Below are 5,636 nucleotides of genomic sequence, written 5' to 3'. Positions count from 1 at the left end.
GATACGTTTCACGCTTCACGTTTCAGACCTTTCGCTTCACTGAAAACTACGCACCATCGACCCCACGACCAGGTACCAGCCGTCGGCCAATACGAACAGGATCAACTTGAACGGCAGAGAGATCACGACGGGCGGAAGAAGCATCATGCCCATCGACATGAGAATGCTGGCGACGACCACATCGACGATTAAGCAAGGAATGTAAATTAAAAACCCGATTTGAAAGGCAATCCGAAGTTCGCTCAGAATAAAGGCCGGTATGATCGCCTGAGTCGGCACGTCCTCGGCCCGGTCCGGTTTCGGCACATTGCTCAGCTTGACGAAGAGCTCGAGGTCTTTCTCTCTGACTTGACGCAACATAAAGTTCCGTACCGGCTCGATGCCCTTCTTCCACGCATCTTCATAAGAGATTTGCTCGGCCATTAACGGTTGCAATGCGTTGTTGTAGACGGCCTGCCCTACCGGAGCCATGATGAACATCGTCAAGAACAACGCCAAAGACAGCAACACTTGGTTCGGAGGAACGGCCTGTGTGCCCAGCGCTTGCCGGAGGAAGGCCAACACGATCACGATCCTGGTAAAGGAGGTCACCATGATGAACAAGGCCGGCGCCAAAGAGAGCACCGTAAGGAGAATCAAGATCTGGATCACCACGGCCGTTTGTTTCGGGCCGTCCGCGCCGAAATCAATGCTCACCGACGGACCGGCCGCCACCGCTTCCCAAGACGGCACGGCGAGCGTCATCGCCCCGACGATGATCACCGCCAACATGCGGGAGCGCGACTCGTGCTTATCGATCATGAAATCCCCTGCCGTGATGAAAGACGCCGAGCGGTAGGCGCCGAAGCCGGGAGACAAAGGTGTCCCGCGGGACCGACGCCGACTCGGTGGAGGGCTTCTCGTCGGCGACAGTGAGCAATTCCCGCAATTCCGAGGAATCGGTGATGCGCCCCAACGGGACGAGATCGGTCGCGGTCGTTCCCACGATCAGGTATTCTCCCGCCACCGACACGAGAGCGATCGTCTTGCGCGGAGCGATATAGCTGCTGGCCAAAACACGAACAAGAGGCCGCCCACCGGCGATCCCCATGCGCTGCCCCATCAATCGCCGGACCGTCACCGCGACAATCCCCATCAAGACCAGCACGATGGCCAAGGCCGAAACGGTTCGGAACAGGCTCTCCCACAGATCAATCACGGCCTCTCCCTCGGATCATCCGACCATTCAGCGAAGTTGTTGCACGCGTTCCGCCGCACTGACCACATCCGTCAACCGAATACCGAATTTTTCATTGACGACCACCACCTCGCCGCGCGCAACCAGTTTGTTGTTCACCATCACTTCCATCGGTTCGCCCGCCAGTTTATCCAGCTCAATGACGGAACCCTGAGCCAGTTGCAACAGATCCCGAATGGCCATCTTCGCGGATCCGACGTACACAGTGACGCTCATCGGAATATCCAGGATAAAATCGATGTTCTTCGGAGCTCCTCCCGGCTCCGCCTGCTGGACGGGCGGAAACGAAGCCGGTTGCGGGGATGGGCTACCGGTCGTCTGTGGCTCGGCGCGAGTTGCGGAATCTGATTCAGCCATGGTTACTCTCTCGGTAATGTCGCGACTGGTGGACTGTTGAAAAGCCCTTCAGCGTCTGCTAGCTCAATATTTTTGTCACGCGGCACGCGTGATTGCCCTTGTAAATGCCCGGACTGCCCTGAAACTTATGATATCCCTCGATATAGCAATCGAGCGGATCTCCTGGATGCTGGTCGAGCAAGATCACGTCGCCCGGAGAGAAATTCATGACATCCTTCACCGTGACGGTGGCGGTTCCCAGCCGTACCGCGATCGGAAGCGGACAGTCTTGCAATCGCTCTCGGAATCGGGAACCCCACTCGCCGTTTTGATTGACGTGATCGGATACGAGGCCTGAATAGAGTTTATCTTTGATCGGTTCAAGCATGACGTAAGGGTAGACGATATACAGCTCCCGGGCCGTTTCTCCCAAGATCACCTGCAACGTGACGACGACCACGATTTCGGATGAGGTCACCACCATCGCGAACTGAGGATTGCTCTCGGAACGCACATGTTCCACCTTGACCGGCACGACGGCATGCCATGCTTTTTCCAGATCGACAAGCGATGACAACAACAGCTTCTTGATGATCCTCGTTTGGACGGGCGTGAAGTCTCGTCCCTCGGGCTTCACGTGGGTCTGACCTTTGCCTCCAAAAAAGTAGTCCACGACCAGATACACGAGGAACGCGTCCATGACGAACAGCGCGCTGCCTCGCAGCGGAGACATATGAAACACGTTCAACGATGAAGGCATCGGAACTTTCTTGAGGAACTCGCCGAACTTGATCACCTGCGTGCCGACGACGGCGAAATCAACGGCCTCTCGAAACATGCTGGTCCAGACGACGGATTGACGGCGAATGAATCGGTCATTGATCATTTCCATGGTCGGCATTCGTCCACGGATGATCCGTTCCTGGTTGAATAGATCGTATCGGATGACCTCTTTGGCTTCCGGGGCGCCTTCCTTCGGAGCGGTGTCCACCTCGCCCGAGACGACCCCCTTTAAGAGGGCATCGATTTCATCTTGCGAAAGAATCTTTTCCATAGTGTCGGAGTTACTGAACGACGAATTCCGTGAAATAGGCGGTGCGGACTCCCGGTTTCTTGAGGAGACCGTTGACGCGCTGCGTAATTTCGTCACGCAGCTGGAATTTTCCCTGAGTCGTTCTCACCGCATTGACGTCCTTGCTGCTGAGCAGGACAAGAATGGCATCTCGTATCTGAGGGATGCGGGCGGACAGTTCGACAGCGATCGCTTGGGTGTCCACCTCGAGCTTGAGGGTCAGCTTGAGATAACGAACCTCAGGGGTGTCCGCGAGATTCACGATGAAGGGGTCCAGGTCGAACATGGCGCCCGGCGAAGCGGCTTGACCCGGCTTTCCATCGGCCTCGCTTTTGGATTCGGCCTTTCCGCCGGCGTCGGCCTTGTGCTCTCCGGAGCTTTCAGCGGTTTTACCTGTACCTCCCAGAAACTTGACTGCCATAAATGCGCCGCCGACGCCGAACGCCAAGGCGACAACCGATACAATAATGAGCAATTTGATGGGGAACGCCGGAGCGGAGGCCGCAACCGGAGTTTTGTCATCGACTGCGGCTGCATCTGCCATAACTCCTCCTTGACTCATCGGCCCGGTGCGGAGACTGCAATGCGTATGCCACTGCACCCTGCTCCTCTCAAGAGGAGACAATCGAAAATCGCCATATCTGGCGCATGATCCAGTGCTAACCACACGGCGTGAAGCGGGCGCATGATCATCCCGTCAAGCGACCCCTTGACACCGTCAATATGCTGACGGGTTCGGGGCAGGATTCGGACAAACGTCAATGATGGATGGGAAGAAGGAACGAAAGGAAGCGGGGCCCGGAGCTTGCCGTCGCTCCGAGCCCCACTGCGAGAGAGACTCTACCGTTTCAGATTGACCAACTCTTGCAGTATCTCGTCGGACGTGGTGATCACGCGGGAGTTCGCCTGAAAACCGCGCTGGGCGGCGATCATATCGATAAAACTTTCGCCGAGATCGACGTTCGACAATTCCAGCGAGTTGGATAAGACCCGCCCGAGCCCGGCACTGTCCGGCGTGCCCGTGACCGGTTGGCCGGAATTCCCGGACTGAGCGAAGGTATTTTTACCGGTCCTCGTCAACCCAATGGGGTCCGGGAAGCGCGCGAGCACCACCTGCGCCAATGCGCGCAATTGACCGTTCGAGAATCGGCCATTGATGATGCCGTTCGCATCCACTGAAAAGGCCTGGAGCGAGCCGGCGGCAAAGCCGTCCTGTGTTTGCTGGACGAGAGCCGACGTCGACCCGAATTGCGTCGTCCCATCGAGTCCGCTCCCGCCGTCGGTCGTCACGCTGGAGCCGAAATTCATGGCGATCAACTGGTCCGAGGTCGCGCCGATAAAGTCGATCTGCAACTCTCCCGGCACCGTGCCCGACGTACCGGCGGCTGTCCCCGTATCGTACCGAACCACGGTGCTCTCCCGATCCAGCGTTCCGTCCGTCCCAAACGTCAAGGTACCGGACCCCACACGAACGATGCCCAAACTGCTGTCGATATTGCTGGCATGATAGTTCGCCGTCACGACGTCGTTCAGGGCCGCCACGGTGTTGTAGTTCCAGCTATTCTCGCCGACCTTCGTAAAATACGTCGTGAGCAAGTGTGCGTTGCCAAGCGAATCGAACACCGTCATCGAAGTGGAGAAGTCCGACGTGGCGGGAGGATCGGAAAGAAGAAAATCCGTCCCAGTGGTGGAGGTCGGCGCCAGCATGTTGAGGTTGGCCGCCAGAGTATCGCCGCCGTTCGCCGTGATCACAACCGTGCCGGTGCCGGTTGTGGAATTGTTCGTTGTCCCGGTCATGCCCGACGTGAAGGTGAAGGTGTCGGAGGCGTTGACCGACGCCGTGAATCCTGCGTAGGCGGCGCCCTTGAAGGGATCGTTGGGAACCAGCGCGCGCACGGCGTTTTGAATCGCCGTGGCAAGCGCGGAGCCGGTCAACCCGTTAGCCACGGTAATTGTCTGAGCTCCGTCACCGTTCAGATTGATGTTGAAAGAAGTGTTACCGGCTGCGGTGGTGGTCGTTGAGGCCGCGGAAGCGACGACATTGCCGCGAACGCCCGTCGGCGCGGTCGCTGAGTTCAAATTGGCCGCGACCAGAGCAGTGGTCGTGGCCCTCGGCGAGGCGGTAGTCGAGGGCAACGCAATATCACCGATCGTCCCGGTGATGGTGCCGGTGGTGTCGGCGAGGAATCCCTGGAGTTTGAATCCCGTCGGATCAACCACGTTGTTGTTCTTGTCGAGGCGGAACAGGCCGGCGCGGGAATAGAAAGTGCCGCCTTGCGCGTCTTCAACGATGAAAAATCCGTTGCCGTCGATGGCAAGATCCAGCACATTGGACGAGGTCGCCAGCGATCCTTGAGAAAAATTTCCCTGCACGGACGTGAGCGCCACGCCGATGCCGGTCTGAATCGCACCGGACCCGCCGGAGATCGACGAACTGATCAAGTCCGCGAACGTCGCCTTGCTTCCCTTGAAACCGACCGTACTGAGGTTGGCGATGTTGTTGCCGATAACGGAGAGCGCCGTACCATTGGCGTTGAGCCCGCTGACTCCGGCAAACAGTGACGACAGAATTCCCATGGGTGCATGCCTCCTTCTTGAGCCCGTTCGAATACGTCCTTGCTATTGCACTTCCACGACCTCCGACGGATCCACAGTCATCGGTCCAACGGCCAACTTCGGTTGCCCGTCTTCCATACGCACGCCTGTCACAGTGAGTTGCGCACGACCTTTCGCGACCACCGCTGCGCCCTGTGGATCGACGGCGGAGATGGCATACTCATAGATGCCGGCAGGCAGGGCCACGCCCTTGCTGTCCTTCCCGTCCCATTGCGCTTGGTTGAGCCCGGCCTGGAGGCCGGTGTACTCCAACAGTCGCACAGCCTGCCGCTTCTGATCGAGAATCGTGATCTGCACGCGGGACGCGCCCTTTTCGAGCGCGTACGTCAGCGATGCCGAACCATTCTCCAATTGCGTGAGAGGGCGATCGACACT

Annotated in this window: 7 protein-coding genes; all 7 read right to left on the bottom strand. The window is 58.2% G+C overall.

Annotation, left to right across the window (positions count from 1 at the left end):
• Positions 1–36 precede the first annotated feature (36 nt).
• Positions 37–801 (bottom strand): flagellar type III secretion system pore protein FliP, encoded by a 765-nt coding sequence (fliP, locus tag ACOSYY_RS17155; protein WP_421664028.1) that lies wholly within the window; start codon positions 799–801, stop codon positions 37–39.
• Positions 791–1,198: a FliO/MopB family protein gene (locus tag ACOSYY_RS17150; protein ID WP_421664027.1), complete on the bottom strand. Its 408-nt coding sequence runs from the start codon at positions 1,196–1,198 to the stop codon at positions 791–793. Before ACOSYY_RS17150 ends, fliP begins: the two co-directional genes overlap by 11 nt.
• 27 nt (positions 1,199–1,225) lie before the next feature.
• A complete protein-coding gene (gene fliN, locus ACOSYY_RS17145; RefSeq protein ID WP_421664026.1) occupies positions 1,226–1,594 on the bottom strand; it encodes a flagellar motor switch protein FliN in 369 nt (122 codons plus the stop codon).
• A gap of 58 nt (positions 1,595–1,652) precedes the next feature.
• Positions 1,653–2,627: a flagellar motor switch protein FliM gene (fliM, locus tag ACOSYY_RS17140; protein WP_421664025.1), complete on the bottom strand. Its 975-nt coding sequence runs from the start codon at positions 2,625–2,627 to the stop codon at positions 1,653–1,655.
• A 10-nt stretch (positions 2,628–2,637) separates the two neighbouring features.
• Complete coding sequence (locus ACOSYY_RS17135; RefSeq protein WP_421664024.1) at positions 2,638–3,189, bottom strand: flagellar basal body-associated FliL family protein; 552 nt, start codon at positions 3,187–3,189, stop codon at positions 2,638–2,640.
• A 296-nt stretch (positions 3,190–3,485) separates the two neighbouring features.
• Complete coding sequence (locus ACOSYY_RS17130) at positions 3,486–5,222, bottom strand: flagellar hook protein FlgE (RefSeq protein WP_421664022.1); 1,737 nt, start codon at positions 5,220–5,222, stop codon at positions 3,486–3,488.
• 42 nt (positions 5,223–5,264) lie between these two features.
• Positions 5,265–5,636, bottom strand: a 372-nt coding sequence (locus tag ACOSYY_RS17125; RefSeq protein ID WP_421664020.1) for a flagellar hook assembly protein FlgD, incomplete at its 5' end; no start/stop codon positions are given.

It is taken from the genome of Nitrospira sp. BLG_2 (assembly GCF_049222245.1).
The sequence above is the reverse complement of the archived record's forward strand: the minus strand, read 5'-3'. Positions and strand labels throughout refer to the sequence as shown.